This window comes from Clostridium sp. M62/1, assembly GCF_020736365.1.
Taxonomy (GTDB): Bacteria; Bacillota; Clostridia; order Lachnospirales; family Lachnospiraceae; genus Otoolea; species Otoolea saccharolyticum_A.
Map to the genome: position 1 here is coordinate 3,348,870 of NZ_CP085988.1, position 23,856 is coordinate 3,372,725.

Consider the following 23,856-nt stretch of genomic DNA (forward strand, 5'->3'; position numbering starts at 1 on the left):
AAAATACTTCCAACTTAAAGAGGGAAACGTTGTCTTGTGAATATGAGCTTAGGCTATGGTTAATATTTTGCAGGGTAGATTTTGTTATGTTTCAGGAACAGCTGCAGGATGTAAAAATCTGACTTGAGAAAAGATGCCAAAATCAGTTCATCAACTTTAGACAAGCTTACCAATGATGAAAATGTTACTACCGATGTTTTGGTAAGGATTTGCAATGAATTGAACTGCGATGTTTCCGATATTATGGAATTTATTCCAGATAAGCTAACAGAGGGGGAAAACGAAGATGCCAGATAAAAATACAGCTGCAATTGGCTTTGAAAAACAAATATGGGATGCTGCTTGCGTTCTTCGAGGAAACATGGATGCATCAGAATATAAAAATGTGGTTCTAGGATTGATTTTTTTGAAATATATTTCAGACCGATTTGATGAAAAATATAAGGCTTTAGTAGAAGAAGGAGACGGATTCGAGGAAGATATTGATGAATATACATCGGAAGGTATTTTCTTTGTACCAGCAGGTGCACGTTGGAGAGATATTGCAGCGAAAGCACATACACCGGAAATCGGTACAGTTATTGATGATGCCATGCGTGCCATCGAAAAAGAAAATAAACGACTAAAGGATATTCTTCCTAAGAATTTCGCGCGTCCGGAATTAGACAAACGCAGACTGGGAGATGTGGTGGATTTATTCACTAATATCCAGATGATTGAGCATGGGAGCGAAAAAGATATACTGGGCCGTACTTATGAGTATTGCCTTTCTATGTTTGCTGAACAAGAAGGTAAACGTGGTGGTGAATTCTTTACACCATCTTGTGTAGTACGTACCTTAGTAGAAGTATTAAAGCCTTTTAAGGGCAGAGTATATGATCCTTGTTGTGGCTCTGGTGGTATGTTTGTCCAGTCTGCAAAATTTGTAGAGAATCACAGTGGCAACATCAGCAATATCTCTATCTACGGTCAGGACTCAAATCCTACTACATGGAAGTTGGCACAAATGAATCTTGCTATCCGAGGAATTGAACCGGATCTCGGACCTTATGCTGCAGATACATTTTTGAAGGATTGCCATCCAACATTGCGGGCAGATTATATTATGGCTAATCCTCCTTTTAACCTTTCCGATTGGGGATTGGATAAACTAAAAGAAGATCAGCGCTGGAAATATGGAACACCGCCTGCAGGAAATGCCAACTTTGCCTGGCTGCAGCATATGATTTACCATCTTGCACCTGCAGGTCGTATTGGCATGGTATTGGCGAATGGTTCACTTTCTTCCCAGTCAGGTGGAGAAGGTGAAATCCGTAAGAATATCATCAATGCTGATTTGGTGGAATGTATTGTTGCAATGCCCACTCAGCTTTTCTATACAACGCAGATTCCAGTTTCCCTATGGTTTATCAATAAGCAAAAGAAACAATCAGGAAAGACTTTATTTATTGATGCTCGCAAGATGGGAACGATGGTGAATCGAAAACTTCGTGAGTTGACAGATGCGGACATCAATAAGATTTCAGACACCTATGAAGCTTTTGTTGATGGAACACTTGAAAATATCAAAGGCTTTTGTGCTGTTGCAGATACAGCTGAAATTGAGAAACAAAATTATATTCTTACACCTGGTCGCTATGTAGGCATCGAGGAACAGGAAGAGGACGATGAGCCATTTGAAGAAAAGATGACACGTCTTACATCTGAGTTGTCGAATATGTTTGCTAAGTCCCACGAGTTAGAAGATGAAATTCGTAAGAAATTGGGGGCGATTGGGTATGAAGTTTGATATTTGGAGTTTTGAGAAAAAACCATTGCCGGAAATATTATCATTTATTGTTGATAATAGAGGAAAGACTGTGCCAACGACACATAGTGGACATATTCTAATTGCTACGAATTGTGTGAGAAATGAAAGTTTATATCCATCATATGAAAAAATTCGATATTTAAGCGAGGAAACATATCAAAATTGGTTTCGGGCACATCCAAAACCGGGCGATATTTTATTTGTATGCAAAGGTACTCCAGGACGAGTGTGTATGGTTCCTGATCCTATTGATTTTTGTATTGCCCAGGATATGGTAGCGTTGAGAGTAAATGATGCAAAAGTTTATAACAAATATTTGCTATCTGTTTTAAGAAGTGTAAAAATTCAAAAACAGATAGAACAGACAAGTGTTGGGGATGTTATACCGCATTTCAAGAAAAGTTTTTTTGACCAATTATTGATACCAATACCTTCAATGGAAATCCAAAAAATAATTGGGGATTATTATTTTGCGTTTTCAGAGAAAATTGAAATAAACAAAAAGATAAACGATAATTTAGAGCGGCAAGCTCAGCTGTTATTTAAGTCGTGGTTCGTTGATTTTGAACCTTTTAATGGAACTATGCCATCAGAGTTGGAAGTTGTTCCTTTTGAAAAAATTGTTGACTTCCAAAACGGTTATGCCTTTAAGAGCAAAGAACTTCTTAACGAACCATCTTCTGATTGCTACCAGGTTTTCAAACAAGGGCATATTGCTCGTGGTGGTGGGTTTATTCCCGATGGAACAAAAAGCTGGTATCCGAAGAGGCTTGCTTCAAAATTGGGAAAATTTGTCTTAAAAAAAGGCGATATACTTATGGCAATGACTGATATGAAAGACAATGTCGCAATATTGGGAAACACGGCTATTATGCCGATAGATAATGAATACATTGTCAATCAACGAGTTGGACTCTTGAGGACAAATGGGTATAAAGGAATTACATATCCATTTATCTATTTACTCACAAACAGCAAAGATTTTCTTATTGACCTTCGCAGTAGAGCCAATAGTGGCGTTCAAGTTAATCTGTCATCTGCTGAAATTAAGGCTTCTCGAACTATTTTGCCATCTGAAAAAGTAAATACGGCTTTTTCTGAGATAACACTTCCGATGTTTGAAGCCATTATAAGTAATCAGCTTGAAAATCAGCGATTGGCACAACTCCGAGACACTCTTTTGCCTAGATTGATGTCCGGCGAGATCGATGTCTCCGACATCCAGTTCTAAGCTACTAAATTATCGTTTACCATAGAAATATAGCGAAAAATACAGGAGGTTGAATATGCCAAATATATTTACAGAGGATACATATGAACAAGCAATCATCGAATTGTTTGAAAACATGGGCTATGACCATCTCTACGCTCCGGATTTAGATAGAGATTATACCAGTCCATTTCTGGACTCTATTCTGCGAGATAGTTTGGTACGTATCAACCGTGGTCTGCCTCTGGAAGCTATAGATGAGGCGTTATCTAAACTTAGAAATTTTGAAACAGGAAGCCTTTTGCAGAAAAACACTATTTTTATGGACTATTTGCAAAATGGTATTACCGTGAAATTTTTTGTGAAAGGTGAAGAGTATTCTTCGATAGTGCGTCTTATTGATTATGAGAATGAGAAGAATAACACCTTTTATGTAGTAAATCAGTTTACTTTCCTTGAAAATGGAAATAATCGACGTCCAGATGTTATTTTATTTATAAATGGATTACCGCTAGTTTTGATGGAACTGAAAAGTCCGGCAAAAGACGAGGTTGGTGCGGAAAATGCCTATAATCAGATTCGCAACTATATGAAAGATATTCCGTCTATTTTCTATTACAATGCAATCTGTGTAATTAGCGATTTGTCTACAAATAAAGCAGGAACAATTACTTCTGGGCTTGACCGCTTTATGGAGTGGAAGACGAAAGATGGCAATTATGAAGATACTTCATTTGCCAGATTTGAAACTTTCTATGAAGGAATGTTCCAGAAAGGGCGTCTACTGGATATATTAAAAAATTTTATTCTATTTTCTGGTACAAGCACTGGAAGATTTAAAGTGCTAGCAGGATACCATCAGTATTTTGCAGTTCGCAAAGCTATTGAGAAAGCAAAAGTAGCTACTAAGACCGATGGCAAGGGCGGTGTGTTCTGGCATACACAGGGATCCGGTAAGTCATTATCTATGGTTTTCTATGCACATTTACTGCAGGAAGCATTAGAGAGCCCAACCATCGTCGTCATGACAGACCGTATTGATCTGGACGATCAGCTCTATGCACAGTTTTCGCAGTGTGCCGATTTCTTGCACCAGACGCCGGTACAGGCAGAAAGCAAGGAACATTTGAAATCGCTTCTGGAGGGCAGGAGTGCTAATGGAATTATATTTACTACGATGTTTAAGTTTGAGCGTGGAGAGAAAGCTCTCTCGGAACGCAGGAACATTGTTGTTATGGCAGACGAAGCGCATCGTGGTCAGTATGGTTTTGATGAGAAAATCGTTATGTCAGAGAATGAAAATGGTGAAAAGGAAGCCCATACCGTAATTGGTAATGCACGCATTATTCATGACGCATTACCCAATGCTACATTTATCGGATTTACCGGCACACCAATTTCAGTTAAAGACAGAAATACCCGTGAAGTTTTCGGTGATTATATTGATGTTTATGATATGACACAGGCAGTGGAAGATGGCGCCACAAGACCTGTTTATTACGAAAGTCGAGTTGTTCATTTGAAGTTGGATGAGAATACACTGGCGTTAATCGATTCTACCTACGATGTCTTAGAGCAACAGTCTGATGCCGCAGCTATTGAGAAGAGTAAAAAAATGCTTGGTCAGATGGAAAGTGTTTTGGGTGCTGACTCCACTATTGATTCACTTTGTGACGACATTATTAACCATTACGAAAAATACAGAGCAAACCTTCTTACGGGCAAAGCAATGATTGTAGCTTATTCCCGTCCGATTGCAATGAAAATCTATCGCCGTATCTTGGAAATGAGACCTACATGGGCGGACAAAGTCGGTGTAGTTATGACTGGGGGCAATAACGATCCTGAAGATTGGAAAGAGATTATTGGGACAAAGGCACATAAAGAAGAACTTGCAAGGAAGTTTAAAGACAATAATGATCCAATGAAAATAGCCATCGTTGTAGATATGTGGCTTACCGGATTCGATGTACCTTCTTTAGCTACCATGTATGTGTACAAGCCAATGCGTGGTTACAACTTGATGCAGGCCATTGCCCGTGTTAACCGTGTATTTAAGGATAAAGAAGGTGGATTGATCGTAGACTATGTTGGAATTGCTTCAGCCCTAAAGGCAGCAATGAAAGAATATACTAAGCGTGATCAATCTAAATACGGTGACATGAACATTGCAAAGATGGCATATCCGAAGTTTCAAGAAAAGCTGCAGGTTTGTAAAGATTTAATGCATGGCTTTGATTTCAGCGGATTTATAGGAGGTTCTCCGCTTACAATGGCTAAGCTCATCACGGGTGGTGTGAACTTTATTCTCGATGCAAGTGTACCAGAAAGAAAAGATATGTTTTTGAAGGAAGCTATGCTTTTGAAGCAGTCCCATTCGCTTTGCTCCAGTATGACAACGGAGCAGGAAAGGCATGAAGCGGCTTATATGGAAGCTTTACGTTCCACGATTATCAAGATTACTTATGGTGGCACCGGTGGAAAGAGCCTGTCACTTACTGAGATCAATGACCAGATCAATGAACTTCTGAAGGCAGCAGTACAGAGCGAAGGTGTTATCAGCTTATTTGATAGCAGCAAGAACGGCGGTGAAAATTTCAGCTTGTTTGATCCGGCAGTTCTGGATGAAATCTCCAGAATGAAGGAAAAGAATATAGCTGTCGAAATTTTGAAAAAACTCATGGCAGAGCAGGTAGCTCTCTACAAGAAAACAAATGTGGTGCAGTCACAGAAATTCTCTGAAAAGATAGCACAGCTGATGAATTCTTATTATAACGGCCTTATTACCAATGAAGAGGTCATAAAAGAACTATTAAAAACAGCGGAGGAAATTGCAAATCTTTATAAGAACGGTAAGGAACTGGGGCTTTCACAAGAAGAGCTTGCATTCTATGATGCCCTTACAAAACCAGAGCATATCAAGGATTTTTACAAGAATGATGAATTGATTTCTCTGACAAGAGAACTTACAGAAATGCTCCGCAAGAATCGAACCATCGATTGGCAAAAGAAAGAAACAGCCAGAGCGCAGATGCGAAAGATGGTTAAGCGGCTTCTTAAGAAATATAAGTACCCGCCGGAAGATTACGATTTTGCAATAAGCACAGTAATCAGCCAGTGCGAGCTTTGGACAGATAATGTTGATCCCCAAAAAGAGGCAAAGCTCTATAAATATGTATCTGAAACAGAACTGGGCATGGTGGCAGAGACTACGTTTCCTTATGGAGAAAAGAAGTAATGGAGGTGCAGTATGGATGTATGTGAAGGCAATCTTTTGATACACAGGCAGAATATCAGCCCCATATCGCCGCTGCAGGTGACCAGTCGGACAGCATTGAAATGCACTATGGGAATATATGGCTGATCCAAAAGATGAGACAGAATTTGAAAGGTATCGTGGCGTTCAGGACAGCATGTCTGATTTTGACAAGTGTATGCGGGAATTAGAGAAGAATGCGAAAAAATAATACCCTGATTTTGGATTGAACCGATAGTTTTAAAGCGGAAATATTAATACTTTGAAAGAAGTACATTTTTTAAAATCATAGAAATGTGAAAAATTGCGAGGCGATAAATTGGATAACAGAAAGCGTATGGGAAAGAATAGAGACGGGGTGATATTTCCTGTCGCTCCAAATCTTTCCGAGATAAGTGATACTTATTTGAAATTTATAGAAGAAATAAAAGCAGAGATTCAAAAGCAGCGGATCGCGGTCGTATTGAATGCAAATTCCAGTATGATTTGTCTTTACTGGAACATTGGCAAAGCTATTATAAAAAAGCAGGAGAAGGACGGATGGGGAGCGAAAGTTATCGACCGCATGGCTAAAGACTTGAAGGACGCATTCCCCGATATGTCTGGATTTTCTCCGAGAAATATCAAATATATGCGGAAATTTGCCGAATGCTGGCCTGATTTTGAATTTGTGCAACAGGTTGTGGCACAAATTCCGTGGCGAACAAATCGAATGTTGTTGGATAAATTGGATTCGGAAGAAAGCCGTAAGTGGTATGCGCATAAAACAATAGAAAACGGTTGGAGCAGTAATGTTCTGGAACTGCAGATTCAGAGTAGACTTATGGAACGATCGGGCAGAAGTGTGAACAATTTCCCAGTAGCGCTTCCGCCGGTGGACTCTGATATGGTAAATCAGGCGTTCAAAGATCCATATCTGTTTGATTTTCTTGGAACAGATATGCCTCGCAGAGAGGTGGAAATAGAACGACAGCTGACAGAACATATTCAAAGTTTTCTGTTGGAATTGGGACAGGGATTTGCCTTTGTGGGCAGACAGGTGCATCTGGAAGTTGGCGGTGACGATTTCTATATTGATCTTTTGTTTTATCATCTGAAATTGCGGTGCTACGTTGTGATTGAACTGAAAGCCTGTGATTTTGAGCCGGGATTTATCAGCCAGTTAAATATGTATCAAAACGTAGTTAATGATGTTTTACGACATCCAGATGATAAGCCGACAATTGGTCTGTTATTGGTCAAAGGGAAAAATGAAACCGTAGTGGAGTATTCTCTGGCCGGATACCAGAATCCGATTGGTGTAGCAGAATGGAAAAATCAGATTGCCAAGTCATTGCCGGAGGAACTGCGAAGCAGTCTTCCGTCCATTGAAGAAATTGAAAAAGAGCTGGAGTAATTGTGCCACAGGCTGTGGCACAATTACAACCTGTGTACTCAATGGCTGTAATTTAGGGTTCCGCCAAGAGGGAATTCTGCTTTTGGGGAATCAGAAACACAGCTTCAACACACTGCGAGTGTGTGGTGAAACTGGAGAAAATAAGAAAATAGAAAAATTTGAAAACAGGTGCGAATACCAGGCACATATAGATTTCCCGGAAGATTCGCACCTGAATACCGATACCATTTTTGTATTTCATGGGTAAAACAGAATGCAGGCTTGCACTGGGAAAATCCATCAAGTATAATTGCTTAATGGTTCTGAAAGAACGGGGAAATTATTTACAAAAAATTGCTGTCGCTCCCTGCCCGGGAGCGCGGATTCAAATTAATATTGCTTCGCTGGCCTTTGCCTGCATATTCGAGCCGCCGTTCCCCCACTGTACCCCAAAGTCCAATTACCAACTATACTGACAAAGGAGCTCTAACTAATGACCAACCTTTTCATCGATAAAACCATATACACCGGCCGGCCCTCCTTTGAGGAGGGCCGCCTTCCCAAAGAACTTCGAGCCTATGACTTCTTAGACAGCCTCGGCGTTTCCTACCAGAGGATGGATCACGATCCCACAGATACCATCGAGGTCTGCCATGAAGTCGAGGCTCTGCTGCAGATCCGTATCTGTAAAAACCTGTTCCTGTGCAATGCCCAGAAGACAAACTTTTACCTTCTGCTGATGCCGGGTGAAAAAAAGTTCAAAACAGCCATTTTTTCCAAACAGATGGGCTGCTCCAGACTGTCCTTTGCATCTGCTGAATTTATGGAACAGTTTCTCGACATCACCCCCGGTTCCGTCAGTGTTCTGGGGCTGATGAACGATACAGAAAACCGTGTCAGGCTGGCGATTGACAGAGATGTGCTGAAGGATGGATACTTCGGCTGTCACCCCTGTATCAACACTTCCAGCCTGAAAATCAGAACCTGTGATCTGCTGGATAAAATCCTTCCCGCTCTGGGGCACGAGTATACGCTTGTAGATCTCCCCTGGCTGGAATAGCAAAGCTGCCCTCTGTGCTTTCTACACGGCCAGTCCCAGGATTCCCAGATAATAGCCCACAATCCCCACTGCCATCAAAAGCAGAACCACAAGGATCGGGGATACCTTCCTTCTCAGAAGCATCCAGGCTCCAATGATAATTCCAAAGGGAAGAATATTCATGACTACCCCGTTCAGCACATCCTGGATGACAACGGAGGTCTGCCCCACAGAAAATACAGCCGGCACATACACCAGAACCTTCTGCGCTCCCATGGCTCCTATTACCATAAGTCCCAAAATACCGAAGGCGTCTGTCAGCCTTGTGATGGAATTTCCTCCTTCTCCCAGAAGAGCCATCACGGCCTGACTTCCCTTCCTGTATCCCATAAAATACAGATTATAACCCACCACAAGCATAATCCCTGTAAAAATTACGAAAAACAGCACCGGGCCGGCAAAGTTTCCGTTTAAAGCCATGGAACAGCCCATAGACACTGCAATGGGGTAAATCACGCCGCCTGCCAGACTATCTCCGACGCCTGCCAGAGGTCCCATCAAGCCTGTCCTCAGCCCATTGATCATCTCATCTGAAATTTCAGCTCCGTTCGCCCTTTCCTCCTCCAGAGAAGCGCAGATGCCGGGAATCACGTTGCCGATGAAAGACGGCTCTGTATTGAAAAATACGAGGTAACGCTTCAGGGCATCGCTGATATCCTTGGGATCTTTATACAGCCTCCTGATAATGGGAACCATGGCCAGAACATTTCCCGACGCCTGCATCCTCTCATAGTTATATCCTACCTCAGCTCCCAGTCCGATAAGCCAGTGTTTGATGAGATCCGAACGCCTGAGACGTACCGACAGTCCCTCTTTTCCTGATTTTTCTTTGCTGTCTCCCTCCGTATCCGTCTCTTCCGCCGCCCAGCTCGTTTCTGTTAAATTCTTATTTCCCTGGCCTCCATAGTAGCTTAAGAGTGCCAGGCAGGCTCCGAAAATAGCGATCGGCATAATCTGCAGATTCAGATAGGTTGCAAGGAAAAAGCCGATGACAAAAAACGGAAACATTTTTTTCTTTCCCAGATAGTTAAGCAGCATGGCCACTCCCACTGCCGGGAGAATATTTCCCGTCACACTCAGGGCATTGACAAAGGACTCCGGAATCCTTCCCAGAAGCTCTGTAAAGAAATCTCCGCCTAAGAACATCAGGATAAAGGCCGGAAATCCGTTGATTGCCAGACAGGTAAGCTGCTGAAACAGCCAGGCGTTAAAGAAAATCTTGTTTATCTCTCCCTTTTCTGCATTGCTGTCAAGTCTGTGCACCCAGAACACGTTGAGCGTCATCTGGAGATTCCACAGAAGGACTCCCAGAAGGCCGATGGGGATGGCCAGTGTGATGCCCAGCTCCGGCGACGCCTTGGCAAGCACCGTGATAGCTGTCCCGTACACGCCTGCGATTCCGATGTTGGACGGCATCGTTCCCCCTGCAGAGATCCAGCCGATATAGGCCAGGTTGATGGTGGCTCCGGCCATAAGTCCCAAGAGCGGATCGCCCAAAATAAATCCCACTACAGTTCCATTAATTAACGGGTAACAAAACGGCCATGTAATCGGGCTCCAAACCCTTCCGCTGGCCAGATTGGCCGTGACAGCCAGCAGCAGCGCCTTAATAATAATCATCCAGTAACCCTCCCTCTCTTTGTTTTTCCGCGGCTTTTCTTGCTACACAAAGTCCTCATATGTATACAGGGCATGCCCGGGGCCGGAGAGCCATTTCGCCTCCCCCTCTGTGGCCAGGGCCTCGTCCTCCATCCGGAATGAGATCCAGATCGAGGAGGCTCCCTGCTCCCTGTCATAGGGGTACACACCGTTTTCGATGGCAAATACCATTCCCGGCTGTACAGTCTCCTCCTCAGAGCCTGTAATATTGGGATATTCTGTCACATTCAGCCCGATGGCATGGCCGCTTGTGTGCAGCACTTCCCTTCCATACCTGGCATTTCTCAGATACTCCTCCACCGCATCACTGACCTCTCTCACCGGCCTTCCCGGCCTCAGAGCACGGAATCCCTCATGGACACATTCTCTGGCAATTTCTGCCATCTCCAGGTAGATTTCAGGAGGCCGTTTTCCCAAAAACATGGTTCTCGTCAGATCCGAGGCATAGCCGTCGATGTGCCCGCTGATATCCACAAGCACAATCTCCCCCTCTCTCACCACCCGGTCTGTAGCGTAGCTGTTAAAGGTACTGTACTTGTCTGTTCCTGAATTGACCGTCAGATAGGAAATCCGGTCAACTCCCCCGGCAGCCATTTTCGATGCAATGCTCCTGGCAATCTCCTTCTCCGTTGTAATGCCTGCCCTTATCTCCCGGAACGCATCCACTATAGCCCGCTCTGTCACATAGCCCGCTGTCCGGATCCGCTCTGTCTCCCAGTCTGTCTTGATCATCCTCGCCCTCTGAATTGCCCTGGTTCCGTCACAGAATTCAAGCTGTCCCCGAAATTCCTCTGATAACTCCTTCAGAAGGTTCAAAGACCAGAAGTAGTGGAGGCCGTCCCCGGCTTCCAGGCCCACACGCTTTACCGTGCAGTCAAGGGAGCAGATAAACTGTCTCAGGGCATCCTTCGGATCTGCGTCATTTAGTTTTCCCAGCCTCCTCTCCGGGGAGCCGGAGCAGTAAATGTTCGGACACCAGCTTGTATTCTCCACCGTGGTTTTCTCAAGAATTCTCAGATAGATCCCAGGCTCCCCCTTCACCGGCACAAAGACAAATACCGGCCGGAACAGGCTTGAGGTGTACCAGGAGCGGTATCCTGTGGCATAATAGATGTTTTCCGGCGATGACAGTAAAAGCAGGTCAAGTCCCTCCTCCTCCATGCGCCTCTGCAGCTTTCCTACATGGGTCAGATATTCCTCTCTGGAAAATGATTTTAAATAACTTTTATCCCCCATCTCTTCCTCCTCTACAGCAGTTTTTTCAGATCCGTCTCCTTCTCATCCGGCACAAGCTGATAGCTCAGCTCGATTCCTCTCTCTGAAATGTGCCTCATACACTCTATCTCCTCCCTGCTGGCTGACACATTTCTGATAAAGGTTTTCCGTCCCTTTCCTGCTGCCATTCCTCCCAGTATCACCTTTTTTATTTCCACCTCCCCTTCCAGGAGTGCTTCTATCACCTGAGGAACCTTCACCAGAATCAGAATGTTTTCTCCTCTCTCCCCGTCCTCCCGAAGAAAGGCTGCCGCCTCCTGCACCGGCTTTATCAGCACCTCCGTCCCGACCGGGGCCGCCGCCCTGTAAATTCGCTCCATCAGCCTGTTTTTTGACAGCTCGTCATCCACAATCAAAATTCTGTTGATCGGATACCTTCTGATCCAGGCGGTCACAACCTGCCCGTGGATCAGACGATCGTCAATCCTTGTAAGCACAATGTTTCTCATTCTTCCCTTCACCTTTCTTTTCTTTCTTTTCTTCCTTTTACTCCTGTTATCTGTTTTTCTCCTGCTCTTCCTTTTCCCTGCTCTTCCTCTTCCCTGCCTTCCTTCTCCCTTCTCATTCTTCTGCCTTGCAGTATTCACCCTTCCTCCGCTCTGCCGCGGATTCAGATTGTACCTAAGAACTTTCGGCAGTCAAAAATGCTGTTTTTAGCTGCCTTCACCAGCTCTCCGTTGGTGCTCTCAGACAGGGGCTCCTGCCGCCTGTTGATGGCTTCCAGAAGCATGGGCAGATTGACCCCTGTAATATGTGAAAAGCAGTGGGTTTCCTGAAGCTCTGCCATCATATTGAACGGTGTGCCGTACATGAGATCCGTAAGAACAAGCACCTCCTGCCCCTCCCTCTCAGAATGTTCAATCGAGTTTTTCACACACGCTCTCAGCTCCTCCAGATCACAGCCAAGGGTCACCGAATACGTCTCGATGTCCGGCTGTTCCCCCATAACAATGCGGGACGTCTCAAGAAGTCCCCTCGACAGCACATCATGGGTAAAAATAATAATTTTATACATCCTTCTCCTCCCCTCTGTGGTCACAGGGATTCCTCCCCCGAGCCATGCAGCAGATAGTTATAAAATTCGTCCAGAATATCATCCCTGCAGCTTCCCAGCAGGTAAATCAGCTTTGAGGCAAACAGCATAAAATCCCAGTTATCCATCTCAAATTCCACAGCTCTGATTTTCCCGGACGGACAGTCTGCCACGAAACGGCATCTGTTTCCTCCTCCAGGCCGGAACAGGTAGTGATAGCGTATCTTCTTCTGCCCTTCAATGCAGACTGACTGAAGATCCGGCAAAAATGTTTTTTCTCTGCCCACGGTTCTTACTTCACAGCCAATGTCTCTCAGATCATTCACCGTCCCTGCCAGCTTCTGCAGATACCTCTGAGGAAATTCTTTTGCATAGCGTGATATTGCTTCTATATGCTTCCAGTCCTCTGCACTCAGCATAGGAGACACGAACGCATAGGGAATCCTGCACTCCTTCGGATCCAGAAAGAGCGTGGACAGGACAAAGTCATAGGTCTCCTGCTCTCTCTCAAAAAAGCCATAATAGCTGCATTCTGTAATCTCCCACTTGGAATGGCGGGTCAGCAGCTTATGCCGCATCAGGTTGACAATGCCCTTTTGCTGGTTCGACACCAGAAGCACCTTCGCCTTCTCCTCCTTCTCCAGGATCTCTCCCTGTATATAGAGAGTCAGATAACAGATCTCATCCATGCTGATATCCGGGAGCCTGAATTTTCTGGAAAGAATCCAGCAGATAACCTGGCATACATTGATCGTTCCCATATACTCTTCCATAATCTGTGCAGTCAGGGGATTTCTGGCCGTTGTATTCGCCTTCACACGCCTCAGCATCAGGGCAATGTGAGCCATAATATTCTGGTAAAGCCCCGACTCCTCCCGCAGATTTACCTCCATGATGACAGAAAAGGCGTCGATAAAGTCACTCCCAAAGGCGTCGAACAGCTCTGTATCTGCCTCCTGGCCGGAATCTGCAAGAGAGTCCGACAGGTGGGTGGTTTCCAGGAGAGCTGCCATGGCAGCCTGTTCTGTGGCAGAAATCTCCATACCATAGTCCTCTGTGAGCCCATCGGCAATCTTCCCTGCAAGATCCCTGTAGATTCCTCTGTGCTTCCCATCCTCTCCCGTCTCTTTTGGCGGAATAGAAAATCCCTCCCTGATACGGTATATCGTGACCAGCAGCCCCACTGATACGCGGCCATACTCCAGCTCATCAAAATAGTAGTTCTGCCTCTCCTCTATCCTTCTCAGAATTTTCTCCACACAGATCAGATCATCTTCCGAAAAACAGTCCAGAATTGTCATCATCATGTCTGACTCCACCGCAGGTTCCTCTGCTTCCTTCCCGGATGCGTCCAGAAGCATGACAATCAGCTCTGTCAGAGCCTTCCGGATGTTCTGCTCCGGTCCATCTGCCCTCGCCCCCTTCTTCGCCTTAACAAGCAGAAGGCCATGACGGCTGAAAAACTCTTCCACTGCCTTTAAATCCTTGGTAATGCTGCTCCTGCTCACATAATATTTGTAGGCCAGATCGGAAAGCGAGGCAGGCTCATCTGTATACAAAAGCAGATTCAAAGCCAGATCCATTCTTCTGGAATTTCGATCCCAGACAATCCCCTGGCGTTCTGCCTTCCCTGCCTCCCAGAGAGCCATATTATTAAAAAATGCAGCCCTGTCAGCCCCATCCAGGTTCAGACGGATGCCGACTCCTGCTCTCCTCTCAATAAATGCTCCATCTCTCTCCAGTTCCCGGTTCAGGCTCTCCATATCGCGCCTTAAGGTTTTCTCCGATACTCCCAGCTCTCCGGCGCAGATGTGAAGGGGAATAAATTGTTCTTTTTCTATCAGTAATTTTATAAATTTTTCGTGTCTTTCTCTCATTTCTCCCTTTCTATCTATTATTTTCTTTATTGTAACAACTTTGTTTGTAAATAGAAACAGATGGCCATTCCATGTTTTGTCCATATTAATGTGGACTCAGGTAAACAGCATTATCCCGACAGAGATGTTTTATTTTACCATTGATTCCGGAGCCTATAAGCCATCAAAACAGCCGAACAGCAGTTCATCCTCCTCCCCGCACGTCCGTCGGGGCTGCCTCGAAAAAATCCTATGGCAAATCTCCCGCGCCGGGAGTACAATAAAAGTAATCCATCCTGTTTTCCCGGCGGCGCCCTGTCCGTCTTCGGAACTTGCCGCTATTCTATTTTAAAAAAAGGAGAATTTCGTATGAACTTTCACACATTTGAAGAACTTCAGAACACCCGCGAAAGCTGCCGCGTATACAGCGACGCTCCTGTTTCCAGGGAGCTTCTCACCCACCTGGCAGATGTGGCCCGTTTAAGCCCCAGCGCCTGCAACTCCCAGCCCTGGCATTTTCTCATCGTTGACGAGCCGGAGGCGAAAAAACGGCTGACCGAATGTCTGGAGGACGGGGGATTAAACGGCTGTCCGTGGGGAAACAGGGTTCCCGCTTTCTTTATCATCTGCGAGGAGAAGGCAAAGCTTCAGCCTGGCGTTGCCGAGCATTACGGCTCCCAGCATTTCGCCCAGATGGATATAGGGATGGCCGCCATGTCCCTCTGCTGCGAGGCCGCTTCCCTGGGACTCGGAACCTGTATGATCTGCACCATGAACCAGGAACGGCTGCACAGTGCCTTTCATATTCCTTCTGACACCACAGCCCGCCTGATCATCACCGTGGGCTATCCGGCCAACCCGGGCGCTCCCCGCAGAAAGCAGAGAAAAGAACTCTCTTCCATTGTCAGCTACAACAGCTGGGACTCTGACCGGTAAACAGCCCGTCTTTCCTGGGGCGGATGCAGACGCTGCTGAATCCGGAGCCGTTTCTCAGAAGCGGGAACTGCTGAAAAAAGATACCGGCAAAACAGGAAAAGCCGCAGGCGCATGGCTCAGCTCCTTTCGTCCACGCGTCTGCGGCTTTATTCTTTTTCATTCAATGCCCCGGGCCGGCCCTGGCAGCCTATCTCCCGCCTTTTTCCGGCTCTCTCTGTCCCAATTCACTGTGTTTCCCTGCATTTTTCTGGTCCGCTTTTCTCCGCTCTCCTTTTCCTTCCAGAAGCTCTGTCAGCTCCTTCCACTCTCCCCTGGTAATCTCCCTGTACTCTCCTGTCTTCAGGCCGTCCAGACGAAGGTTCATAATCCTCACTCTTTTCAGAGTTCTCACCCGGTATCCTAAAGCCTCACACATCCTCCTGATCTGCCGGTTCAGCCCCTGAGTCAGTATGATGCGGAAGGATTTTTCTCCTGTTTTTTCCACGGTGCAGGGCCTTGTCACCGTGTCGAGAATCTTTACTCCCTTCCTCATCCGGTTCAGAAACTGCTCTGTGATCTCCCGGTCCACACTCACCAGATACTCTTTCTCGTGTCCGTATCTTCCCTTCAGAATCCGGTTCACCAGCTCCCCCTGGTTGGTCATCAGGATCAGTCCCTCTGAATCCTTGTCGAGCCTTCCCACCGGGTACACCCGCAGGGGATAGCCGATAAAATCCACAATATTCTCTGCCCTGTCCCGGTCAGAGGTGGTGCAGACAATCCCCCTGGGCTTATTGACCAGCAGCACTACAGGCCTGTCTTTTCCTGAAATCAGAGTCCCGTCCGCCTCTATCTGCTGCCCTTCCCTGATCTTCATCCCCATAGATGCCACAGCTCCGTCCACCAGGACCTCTCCCGCCTCAATCAGGCGATCCGCCTCCCGGCGGGAGCAGAATCCTGACTCACTGAGAAATTTGTTCAGCCGGATCTCCTGCGTTCCCTTTTCCATTCCGTATCCTCCCATTCGTGCCTCTTGTCTCTCCTGACGCCTTTTCTCCATCTCCCGGCGCTTCTCTCTGTTTCTTCGCGCGCTCTATCTCTTCACGCCTTCCCTGGCCCTCTCGCACAGGCTGAAGAGCTCTGTCAGAAGCTCCTTTGCCTTCTCTGTCATTTTCATGCAGTCCTTATTCCTGCTCCTCTGATCCTGGTAGAGAAACTCCGGAGCATCGCCGGGGCGCAGCTTCAGATCGCCCCTGTATTTTCCTATGAGCTCGGGAATTCCTGTCACATCGATCTCTGCCTTTTTAAACATCACAAGCCTTACCTCCTGCCGGTTGATGAACACATCCGTCACCCCTGCCCTGTGGGCCAGAGCTTTCAGGGCAGCCACCCGCAGCAGATTTTCCACCGGCCCCGGTATCTCTCCGAAGCGGTCGATCAGCTCATCCTGCATATCCATGTATTCCTCCTCAGACTCAATGCCTGAGATCCGCTTGTAAATATCTAACTTCTGATACTCATTTTTAATATAGGAGGCAGGAATGTAGGCGTCAATATCGCAGTCCACCGTGGTTTCAAACTCTGCCCCCTCCTCTGTCTCTCCCTTTAAGGCCAGAACGGCCTCGTTTAACAGCTTGCAGTAGAGGTCATATCCCACGGCCTCCATATGGCCATGCTGCTCTGCCCCCAGGATGTTTCCGGCTCCCCGGATCTCCAGATCCCGCATGGCAATCTTGATTCCGCTGCCCAGCTCTGTAAACTCCCGGATAGCCTGAAGCCTTTTTTCCGCCTCCTCCCGGAGGAGCTTATCCCTTCTGTACATGAGAAAGGCATAGGAGGTACGGCTGGAACGTCCCACGCGCCCTCTGATCTGATAGAGCTGTGAAAGCCCCAGGCGGTCTGCATCGTGAATGATAATCGTGTTGGCATTGGGGATATTCAGCCCCGTTTCAATAATCGTGGTGGAAACGAGCACGTCAATGTCGCCATTGACAAAGTCGAGCATAATCCGCTCCAGCTCGTGCTCCCTCATCTGCCCGTGAGCAAAGGTCACCTGGGCGTCAGGCACCAGGGAGGCCACATGGTTTGCGATCTCCTCAATGTTGTTGACCCGGTTGTATACATAGTACACCTGCCCGCCTCTGGCCACCTCCCTGTTGATGGCCTCCCGCACCATCTCGTCGTTGTACTCCATCACATAAGTCTGGATCGGCAGACGGTCCACCGGAGGTTCCTCCAGAACACTCATATCGCGGATTCCGATAAGGCTCATGTGGAGTGTCCTGGGGATCGGCGTCGCCGTCAGGGTGATGACATCCACGTTTTCCTTCAGCTTTTTAATCTTCTCCTTGTGGGCCACCCCGAACCGCTGCTCCTCGTCGATAATGAGGAGTCCCAGACTCTTGAACTCCACGTCCTTTGACAGCACCCGGTGGGTTCCGATGAGCACGTCCACAAAGCCCTTTTTCAGATCCTCCAGGGTCCGTTTCTGCTCTGCCGGCGTGCGAAACCGCGACAGCATATCCACCCGGACCGGAAAATCCTTCATTCTCTGGACAAAGGTATTGTAATGCTGCTGGGCCAGGATCGTGGTGGGAACCAGATAAACCACCTGCTTTCCCTCCTGGATGGCCTTGAAGGCTGCCCTCAGGGCAATCTCCGTCTTTCCGTAGCCCACATCCCCGCAGATCAGCCGATCCATGATCTTCCTGCTCTCCATGTCTCTCTTGACTGCGTCAATGGCCTCCAGCTGATCCTCTGTCTCCTCGTAGGGGAACATCTCCTCAAATTCTCTCTGCCATACTGTGTCAGGGCCGTACTGGAAGCCCTCCTGCTCCTGCCTTGCGGCATAGAGCTTTACCAGATCCTTGGCAATCTCCTTTACCGCTCCCCGCACCCGGGTCTTCGTCTTATTCCACTCGCTTCCTCCAAGACGGTTCAGCTTCGGCCGCTTGGCGTCCGCTCCCGCATACTTCTGGATTCCCTCCAGCTTTGTGGCCGGAAGGTAGAGGTTTCCGCCGTCTGCGTACTCGATTTTAATATAGTCCTTTACCACCTTGTCCTGTTCGATCTTCTCGATTCCCCGGTAGATTCCAAGGCCATGGTTTTCATGTACCACATAGTCTCCCACGGAGAGCTCGGAAAAGCTCTGGATTTTCCTTCCCTCGTAGGCCGTCTTTTTCTTCTTTCTCTTTTTTCCCTGACCGCTTCCGAACATGTCGCCCTCTGTGATGACAGCAAATTTCAGAAGCGGGTACTCAAAGCCCCGGTGGAGGTTTCCGTAGGTGACCATAATCTCTCCGGCCTTCACCTGTCCGCCGTCCTCATCCGGCAGATAGGCCTTCAGCCCGTACTCCCTCAGATCGCCGGCCAGACGGCTGGCCCTTGTCCTGGAACCAGTCAGAAGGACTGTTCTGTATTTCTCCTTCTGCCACCTGGTCAGATCCTTGATCAGCATCTCAAAGCCGTTCTGATAGGAGCCCATGCTCTTGGCCTCAATGCTGTACTTTTTTTTCACAGAAAAGCCTGTCATCCTCTGATCAAGCCCTGACACCAGAAGCGTATGGCTTCCTGACATCATAGCGGCTGTGGCCTTTGCCGAATAGAGAAAGTCTGTCTGCCCGGGAAGCAGGTATCCTCCCTCCAGCCGGTGGGCCATACTCTCCCGAAATTCCAGTTCCACCGCTTCAGCCTTCTCCCTGATTCTCAGAGGCTCATCGAGAAATACAGCCAGCTCCTCCTTGGGGAAATACTCCAGGAAGGAAACGGTTTTTTCGGCAAAATACTGGATGAAGCCGCCCAGGCCATGTACCTTAAAGCCCTCTCTGATCTCCTCGGACAGCTCCCTCACCAGCCCCTCAATCCGGTGGGCCTCCTCATTTTTCATCTGATCTCTCAGAGCCTTCCCATACTTTTTCATTTCCTTCTCGATCTTTGAAAGCCCCTTCTCCACCCGGGATTTTTCAAGCAGCAGCTCTGTTGCAGGGCAGATCTCCACCCGCTCCAGCTCCTCCACTGAACGCTGGCTTTCCGGATCAAAGCTGCGGATGGAATCTACCTCATCCCCCCACAGCTCGATTCGCACGGGAAGCTCCTCGGTCAGCGGGAAAATGTCGATGATTCCGCCCCGCACGGAAAACTGTCCCATTCCGTCCACCTGTCCGACTCTCTCGTAGCCCAGCCCTGCCAGCGCTTCCTTCATCTCCTCCGTTTTCAGGCTCTCCCCGGAAACAACGGCAATCCGGCTGTTTCTGATCTCCGAAAGCGGCAGAAGGCGATCCATCAGCCCGTCCACCGTTGTCACGATCGTTCCCGCCTCGTCCTCCATCAGATGCTTGAATACCTGCATCCTCTGGCGTGTCAGCAGATTTCCATGGATATCGGAGCTGTAAAACAGCAGATCCTTGGCCGGATAGAGGAACACTGCCGGATCAAAGGTCCTGTAGTCCTCATAGATCTCCCTGGCCCTGGAATCGTCATAGGTCACAATCAGCTTCCACCTGAGGCTTCCCGCCGTCTCGCTGATCAGGTGAACCTTCTGGGAATCCACGCACCCGCTGACCTGAAGAGGCCCCTTTCCCTGTTCCAGATCCCGGTTCATCTCCTGAAACTCCACCAGCTCTTCCAGCGGATTTGCAAATATCACTCCCATTTTCATCCCTCCTGACTCTCTGCCTGATACGCCGTGTTTCCATGGCCCGCTTTTTGCACGCCTTCACAGCCCCTGCCCGTTTGGGCAGCCTGTTCTCCTGCCGCTGCGGCCCTGCGGCTTATTCTTCCTTTGCCTCTGCCTTTTCTTTCTTCTTTTTAGAACCATTATACTGGTTCATAGCCGCGTCTGCTCCCTCTGTCATAATAGCGACGGCCGCCTTGGCGGCAGTCTCGAAGGCCTCCTTCATGGTGTCCTGCTCTTCCTTTGCAAAACGGCCCAGCACATAGTCTGCCAGATCCATCCTCGGCGGCTTCTCCCCTACTCCCACCTTGATCCTTGTAAATTCCTGGGTTCCCAGATGGGCGATAATGCTCTTGATTCCATTGTGGCCTCCTGCGCTTCCCTTCTTGCGGATGCGCAGCTGTCCCGGCTCTAAGCTGATATCATCGAAAATAATCACCAGCTCTTCCTGTGTTACCTTGTAGTAATCCACCAGAGCCCGGATGCTCTCCCCGCTTAAATTCATGTAGGTCTGGGGCTTGGCAAGAATTACCTTCTGCCCCTCAATCACTCCCTTGCCAATCAGCGCTTTGTGCGCCTTCTCCCTCACGTCAATTCCGTAGCGATCCGCCAGGGCATCAATCGTCAGAAAGCCTGCGTTGTGGCGGGTATTGTCATACTTTTCCCCGGGGTTTCCCAGTCCAGCTATAATATACATACTTTTCATTCTCCTTGTCCCATGACGGTTTCTGTCTGACTCTTCCTTTCCTCAGACACCGCCGTCCTGCTTCTTTATCTGCTGTCCGTTTTCCTGCCATCAGACAGGAGGAGCGGATATCCTATTTTCTGATTTTTTCGTTTCCTCACGGAGCACACGCCTTTAAGCGCCAGATTTCCCTTCCCGGAGCTATCTGACGCTCATACCGCTTCATTCTAACAGCTATTTTCTCCTCTGTAAAGGAAAACATTCCCCTGTCCTGCTCCCCTTTTTGTGTATTGAGAGACAGTTCTCCAGAACACAGATGTTTCTTTCAGCCTTCGCCTGGATACCCTGTTACAATTCTGTAAAGCCGTCAGATTTCGGTTGCAATATTCTAAATTGTCTTGTATATTGATAGTTGCTGTCGGATGATTCCAGAAGGCAGAGGCTCCCGCTTCTGCTGCCGGAAATCCGCATACAGAATTTTTCCGCAAAATGATTGTACAGGAGGAATTATGGAACTACAGTTTAAACCGGTCAATGAGAAAAACCGGAAGGAAATCCTGAGCCTTGAGCTCAGGGAAGACCAGAAGAAATTTATCGAATCGATAGAGAACTGTCTGTCTGAGGCAGATTCCCACTCCTGCTGGCATGCGGTGGGCATCTATGACGGAAATGTCCTTATTGGCTTTGCCATGTACGGCCTGTTCTGGGAATATCTTCCATTCGGACGTCTGTGGCTTAACCGCTTTCTCATTGACCGCCGTTATCAGAGTATGGGATACGGAAAAGCAGCCCTTATGGATCTTCTGAAAAGGTTGTGGAAAAAATACCACCGCAAACATATTTATCTGAGCGTCACAGATGATAATCAGACCGCTTCAGCCCTCTACCATCACTTTGGCTTTGCCTACACCGGGGAGAGGGATATGCGCAACGAGCGGGTTATGGTACTTAAAATCGCATAGCAGCCGCCTCCGCAGCTGAATATGACTTTTGCAATATACAGGAGTCGTGGTTCTTTTCTCTGAGTTTTCAGAGCAGGATAAAAAAAGGTACTGAAACTGCGGCAAACCGGAGAAGAAAATCAAAAGAGGGCATCCCACAGAGTCTGACACTGTGGAACTCCCTCTCCTTTGATTTTCAGAACTTTAAAAAAATATACGGCAGGCGCATTTTTCCGTAACACTGCCCTAATAGATCCCGCAGCAGCAGAAAGACAAACGTTTGAAGGGCCGCAGCAGAATCCCTGCAATATGCCTGTTAAAGTCCGTAATTGAATTCACAGATTCCTATATTTCCGTTTTCATCCTCAGACAGAACCACATTCGCACCGTCTGGATCTCCAACCGTCATCTTCCCGTCTTCAATTGCAAGGGAGTCCACATCACAGGAACCCACCGCCTCCAGCAGCTCATCTGTGTACAGCTTATCCAGTCCAAGCGCGTCCAGGTCCTTTAGCCCCTTAAGTTCCACCGGTTCCTCAAAATTCACACGCACCGGATAGTTCAAAAGCCCATCCAGATATTCTGTGGTGAGTCCTGTGGTTATCTCCATCTGAACCACAGAGGCTGAGGAGCGGAACAGCGCTTCTGTCATGTCTTCTTCCTCATCCCCCTGTGTCTCTGTATCTGTCTCTTCACCTGCATCAGTACTAATCTCTATCTCTTCGGAAGGCTCCGGCCCCTGTACCTGGCTGCTCTTTCCAGAGCAGGCAGCCAGGCTCAGGGAAATAGCAGCGGCTCCTGTCAGTAAAAGTAATTTTCTCATCGTTTTCCTCTTTTCTCTGTCACGGATATCCAGTTTGACAAATATTTTCTGATTAATTCAGATATTTTCAGTTTTTGTTACCGGTAATGACACTATACACAATTCTTATCCCGGTGTCAATGAAATCAGCTCCGTTTAAAAAAACCGTAAGAACTCTTAAGAGCATGATTTGAATGGAAATACACGGCTCTCCAGACAGACCGATGCCTTATGCCTCCTCCTTTTTTCCGTTGACAATCACTACCCCGGCACATACCAGAATAAGAGCAGCCAGGTTTTTCAGACTGAACGCCTGCCCTCCCTCATGGAGGAAAACAGCTGACAGAAGAACGCCTATGACCGGATTCATGAAGCCGTAAATTGCCACTCTTGAGGCAGGATTATACTTGAGGAGAATGCCCCAGACAGAATAAGCCGCAGCCGACACAAACGCAAGATAAATGAGAATTCCCGCAGATGCAGCGTGAAAGTTCCCCGGTCTTCCCCCGAGCAGAAAACCAAATGCTGTGAGGATCAGACCTCCAAGCAGGAACTGCCATCCGCTGAGCATAACCGGATCCTCTTCTTTCGAATACCGCTTCATAAAAACTGTTGAGAACGCATATGACAGAGAAGAACAGAGCACAAAACCCTCCCCTGAGAGCCGGAAGGAAAACTCCATTCCCCCCTGTCCCAGATTTGCGGCTACTACGCCTGCCAGGCCTGCAGCGCAGCCCAGAATCTTATTTCCCGTCAGCTTCTCCTGCCTGAATAAAAGTCCCGCAATCAATATGACAAACAGGCTGTTGGCTCCCACAATGATCGAGCCCTTAACGCCGCTGGTATTTGCCACGCCCAGATAAAAAAACGTATACTGAAGCACTGTCTGAAGCATGGACAGCTTCACGATCTTTGGCACAGCTTTCGAGGAGGGGACAAGAAGTCTTCTCTCAGCAAGGCTTCCGAATATCAGAACCAGAAGTCCTGCCAGAAAAAAACGATATCCCGCAAACACAATCTGGCTGCCCTGTGCGTCGGAAGGGATCTCCAGCAGCTGGTATCCTATTTTGATTCCCGGAAACGCGCTCCCCCAGAGTGCACAGCAAAAGACTGCCAAGACGCCTAAAATCACCGGTCTTTGAAAGGCAGACCCCTGTCTTTGTGCCGTCCTTTCTCTCTCCCTCTCTGTCTCTTTTGTTAATTGCAACTGAGCCATACTCTCCGTTATCTCCTCTCTGAAAAAATGGCCGGCTTTCTTCGCCGGCCAG

At 47.5% G+C, this 23,856-nt stretch carries 18 protein-coding genes; 8 read left to right on the top strand and 10 right to left on the bottom strand.

The features are described from left to right. Positions 1-123: 123 nt before the first annotated feature. The 6 genes from LK436_RS15610 to LK436_RS15635 all read left to right on the top strand — a co-directional run bounded on the left by LK436_RS15610 (position 124) and on the right by LK436_RS15635 (position 8,711). Entirely contained in the window at positions 124-297 is a 174-nt protein-coding gene (locus LK436_RS15610) for a helix-turn-helix domain-containing protein (protein WP_008395515.1), read from the top strand. Further along, positions 287-1,789, top strand: coding sequence for a type I restriction-modification system subunit M (locus LK436_RS15615; RefSeq protein WP_008395516.1), 1,503 nt, complete (start codon positions 287-289; stop codon positions 1,787-1,789). Before LK436_RS15610 ends, LK436_RS15615 begins: the two co-directional genes overlap by 11 nt. Continuing rightward, the gene (locus LK436_RS15620; RefSeq protein ID WP_227910099.1) at positions 1,779-3,041 is read left to right on the top strand and encodes a restriction endonuclease subunit S; all 1,263 of its coding nucleotides are present in this window, start codon (positions 1,779-1,781) and stop codon (positions 3,039-3,041) included. Before LK436_RS15615 ends, LK436_RS15620 begins: the two co-directional genes overlap by 11 nt. A 55-nt stretch (positions 3,042-3,096) precedes the next feature. Further along, entirely contained in the window at positions 3,097-6,258 is a 3,162-nt protein-coding gene (locus LK436_RS15625; protein ID WP_008395521.1) for a type I restriction endonuclease subunit R, read from the top strand. Between the two features lie 355 nt (positions 6,259-6,613). Then, positions 6,614-7,672: a PDDEXK nuclease domain-containing protein gene (locus tag LK436_RS15630; protein WP_008395523.1), complete on the top strand. Its 1,059-nt coding sequence runs from the start codon at positions 6,614-6,616 to the stop codon at positions 7,670-7,672. Between the two features lie 472 nt (positions 7,673-8,144). Further along, on the top strand, positions 8,145-8,711 hold the full coding sequence (locus LK436_RS15635) for a prolyl-tRNA synthetase associated domain-containing protein (protein ID WP_008395526.1): 567 nt from the start codon (positions 8,145-8,147) through the stop codon (positions 8,709-8,711). Between the two features lie 21 nt (positions 8,712-8,732). Here the strand turns inward: LK436_RS15635 and LK436_RS15640 are convergent, their stop codons facing one another. The 5 genes from LK436_RS15640 to LK436_RS15660 all read right to left on the bottom strand — a co-directional run bounded on the left by LK436_RS15640 (position 8,733) and on the right by LK436_RS15660 (position 14,594). Next, positions 8,733-10,370, bottom strand: a complete 1,638-nt coding sequence (locus LK436_RS15640) for a PTS system mannose/fructose/sorbose family transporter subunit IID (protein WP_008395527.1) — start codon at positions 10,368-10,370, stop codon at positions 8,733-8,735. Between the two features lie 42 nt (positions 10,371-10,412). After that, positions 10,413-11,645 (bottom strand): M24 family metallopeptidase, encoded by a 1,233-nt coding sequence (locus LK436_RS15645; RefSeq protein ID WP_008395528.1) that lies wholly within the window; start codon positions 11,643-11,645, stop codon positions 10,413-10,415. A gap of 11 nt (positions 11,646-11,656) precedes the next feature. Then, positions 11,657-12,133 carry a PTS system mannose/fructose/N-acetylgalactosamine-transporter subunit IIB gene (locus LK436_RS15650; protein ID WP_044930534.1) on the bottom strand — a complete coding sequence of 159 codons (477 nt, stop codon included), beginning with the start codon at positions 12,131-12,133 and terminating at the stop codon, positions 11,657-11,659. A gap of 161 nt (positions 12,134-12,294) precedes the next feature. Then, the gene (locus LK436_RS15655) at positions 12,295-12,699 is read right to left on the bottom strand and encodes a PTS sugar transporter subunit IIA (protein ID WP_008395530.1); all 405 of its coding nucleotides are present in this window, start codon (positions 12,697-12,699) and stop codon (positions 12,295-12,297) included. A gap of 20 nt (positions 12,700-12,719) precedes the next feature. After that, the gene (locus tag LK436_RS15660) at positions 12,720-14,594 is read right to left on the bottom strand and encodes a BglG family transcription antiterminator (RefSeq protein WP_044930392.1); all 1,875 of its coding nucleotides are present in this window, start codon (positions 14,592-14,594) and stop codon (positions 12,720-12,722) included. 348 nt (positions 14,595-14,942) lie between these two features. On the opposite strand from LK436_RS15660, the gene LK436_RS15665 reads away from it, so the two are divergent. Beyond that, positions 14,943-15,509, top strand: coding sequence for a nitroreductase family protein (locus LK436_RS15665; RefSeq protein WP_008395532.1), 567 nt, complete (start codon positions 14,943-14,945; stop codon positions 15,507-15,509). Between the two features lie 187 nt (positions 15,510-15,696). Here LK436_RS15665 and LK436_RS15670 read toward each other — a convergent pair whose 3' ends face one another. The 3 genes from LK436_RS15670 to pth all read right to left on the bottom strand — a co-directional run bounded on the left by LK436_RS15670 (position 15,697) and on the right by pth (position 20,857). Next, positions 15,697-16,497: a pseudouridine synthase gene (locus LK436_RS15670; RefSeq protein ID WP_044930537.1), complete on the bottom strand. Its 801-nt coding sequence runs from the start codon at positions 16,495-16,497 to the stop codon at positions 15,697-15,699. An 84-nt stretch (positions 16,498-16,581) separates the two neighbouring features. Continuing rightward, the gene (mfd, locus tag LK436_RS15675; protein ID WP_044930395.1) at positions 16,582-20,139 is read right to left on the bottom strand and encodes a transcription-repair coupling factor; all 3,558 of its coding nucleotides are present in this window, start codon (positions 20,137-20,139) and stop codon (positions 16,582-16,584) included. Between the two features lie 118 nt (positions 20,140-20,257). Beyond that, positions 20,258-20,857 carry an aminoacyl-tRNA hydrolase gene (pth, locus tag LK436_RS15680; protein WP_015545098.1) on the bottom strand — a complete coding sequence of 200 codons (600 nt, stop codon included), beginning with the start codon at positions 20,855-20,857 and terminating at the stop codon, positions 20,258-20,260. A gap of 497 nt (positions 20,858-21,354) precedes the next feature. On the opposite strand from pth, the gene LK436_RS15685 reads away from it, so the two are divergent. Continuing rightward, entirely contained in the window at positions 21,355-21,807 is a 453-nt protein-coding gene (locus tag LK436_RS15685; RefSeq protein ID WP_008395538.1) for a GNAT family N-acetyltransferase, read from the top strand. Between the two features lie 295 nt (positions 21,808-22,102). Here the strand turns inward: LK436_RS15685 and LK436_RS15690 are convergent, their stop codons facing one another. Both LK436_RS15690 and LK436_RS15695 read right to left on the bottom strand, forming a co-directional pair. After that, entirely contained in the window at positions 22,103-22,609 is a 507-nt protein-coding gene (locus tag LK436_RS15690) for a hypothetical protein (RefSeq protein WP_008395541.1), read from the bottom strand. Positions 22,610-22,817: 208 nt separating this feature from the next. Then, positions 22,818-23,804, bottom strand: coding sequence for a DMT family transporter (locus LK436_RS15695; RefSeq protein ID WP_008395542.1), 987 nt, complete (start codon positions 23,802-23,804; stop codon positions 22,818-22,820). Between the last annotated feature and the right edge of the window lie 52 nt (positions 23,805-23,856).

Coding starts and splice junctions, on each gene's coding strand:
- pth (WP_015545098.1), bottom strand. CDS start 20,857: ATGTATATTATAGCTGGACTGGGAAACCCCGGGGAAAAGTATGACAAT.
- LK436_RS15665 (WP_008395532.1), top strand. CDS start 14,943: ATGAACTTTCACACATTTGAAGAACTTCAGAACACCCGCGAAAGCTGC.
- LK436_RS15640 (WP_008395527.1), bottom strand. CDS start 10,370: ATGATTATTATTAAGGCGCTGCTGCTGGCTGTCACGGCCAATCTGGCC.
- LK436_RS15685 (WP_008395538.1), top strand. CDS start 21,355: ATGGAACTACAGTTTAAACCGGTCAATGAGAAAAACCGGAAGGAAATC.
- LK436_RS15635 (WP_008395526.1), top strand. CDS start 8,145: ATGACCAACCTTTTCATCGATAAAACCATATACACCGGCCGGCCCTCC.
- LK436_RS15670 (WP_044930537.1), bottom strand. CDS start 16,497: ATGGAAAAGGGAACGCAGGAGATCCGGCTGAACAAATTTCTCAGTGAG.
- LK436_RS15645 (WP_008395528.1), bottom strand. CDS start 11,645: ATGGGGGATAAAAGTTATTTAAAATCATTTTCCAGAGAGGAATATCTG.
- LK436_RS15655 (WP_008395530.1), bottom strand. CDS start 12,699: ATGTATAAAATTATTATTTTTACCCATGATGTGCTGTCGAGGGGACTT.
- LK436_RS15615 (WP_008395516.1), top strand. CDS start 287: ATGCCAGATAAAAATACAGCTGCAATTGGCTTTGAAAAACAAATATGG.
- LK436_RS15650 (WP_044930534.1), bottom strand. CDS start 12,133: ATGAGAAACATTGTGCTTACAAGGATTGACGATCGTCTGATCCACGGG.
- LK436_RS15695 (WP_008395542.1), bottom strand. CDS start 23,804: ATGGCTCAGTTGCAATTAACAAAAGAGACAGAGAGGGAGAGAGAAAGG.
- LK436_RS15625 (WP_008395521.1), top strand. CDS start 3,097: ATGCCAAATATATTTACAGAGGATACATATGAACAAGCAATCATCGAA.
- LK436_RS15630 (WP_008395523.1), top strand. CDS start 6,614: ATGGGAAAGAATAGAGACGGGGTGATATTTCCTGTCGCTCCAAATCTT.
- LK436_RS15660 (WP_044930392.1), bottom strand. CDS start 14,594: ATGAGAGAAAGACACGAAAAATTTATAAAATTACTGATAGAAAAAGAA.
- LK436_RS15690 (WP_008395541.1), bottom strand. CDS start 22,609: ATGAGAAAATTACTTTTACTGACAGGAGCCGCTGCTATTTCCCTGAGC.
- mfd (WP_044930395.1), bottom strand. CDS start 20,139: ATGGGAGTGATATTTGCAAATCCGCTGGAAGAGCTGGTGGAGTTTCAG.
- LK436_RS15620 (WP_227910099.1), top strand. CDS start 1,779: ATGAAGTTTGATATTTGGAGTTTTGAGAAAAAACCATTGCCGGAAATA.